This is a genomic window from Paenibacillus sp. NPDC057886 (genome assembly GCF_042796655.1).
Taxonomy (GTDB): Bacteria; Bacillota; Bacilli; order Paenibacillales; family Paenibacillaceae; genus Paenibacillus.
On sequence record NZ_JBHVMZ010000046.1, the window covers coordinates 1 to 1,028 of the forward strand.

At 55.0% G+C, this 1,028-nt stretch carries 1 protein-coding gene; it reads right to left on the minus strand.

Annotated features, from left to right (window positions below):
* A partial coding sequence (locus ACFVQB_RS34485; RefSeq protein WP_379449923.1) for an amino acid adenylation domain-containing protein occupies window positions 1-1,028 on the minus strand: 1,028 nt, incomplete at both ends.

Sequence of the window (1,028 nt, forward strand, 5' to 3'; positions counted from 1 at the left end):
ATCTTCACGGCCGATATATTCGATCGTCCCGTCCGGCAGCCAGCGCGCCATATCACCCGTGCGGTACATGCGGCCGCTTCCGTTAAACGGGTCCTGCAAAAACTTCTCTGCGGTCAAATCCGGAAGATTTAAATAGCCGCGGCCTACACCATCACCCGCGATATACAGCTCACCGGCCGTGCCGTCGGGCTGAAGCCGCTGGTGCTTATCCAATATATACAGACGGGCGTTGCCGAGCGGTTTTCCGATCGGAACGTACGCCGCCTGTTGATTCATTCCGTTATCGGCTGACATCTGATGCACGGACGCATCTACGCACGTTTCTGTCGGCCCGTAGACATTCGTCAGACGCGGCGTCCTGCCCGATTGATGAAAGAGCGTCATCAGCTGTTCAGCAACAGCCGCGGACAGGCCCTCTCCCCCAATGAGCATGTGGCTGAGTTCAATTCCGCTGACATCTCCGGCCGCAACCATCATCTGCAGATGTGCAGGCGTTCCGTCAGTGGCTTCAATCCGGTTTTGACGATAATAGTCCAGCAGTGCCGAGCCATTCGTCACAGTCGTTTTCGGCACGATATAAAGCGTCTGTCCCAAAAGAAGCGAAGCGAATATCTGTTTGACGGACGCATCAAAATGAAACGGAGCCAAAAGCGCCATTCTTAACGTCTGCTCACCGCATTGATAAATCTCCTGCTGCAGTGATTGCACCAGATGATGAACTTGCCGGTGCTCAATCATCACGCCTTTCGGCCGCCCCGTTGTACCTGACGTGTAGATGATGTAAGCCAGCCGGTCTGATTGTGTGCTGACACCGTCCGCAGCCGTCTCATACTGAACAGCCTCGTCAAAATCAATCCGTTCGGCATCCGCTGCAGGCGCCTGTATTCCGGCTTCCGTCAGAACAGCCTTCGCTCCGCTGTCCTCCAAAATGTACTGAATCCGATCCGCCGGAAAGTCAGGATCTATCGGCACATAGGCGCCGCCCGCTTTCAAAATTCCCAATATTGCCGCAATGACACGCTCAGAAC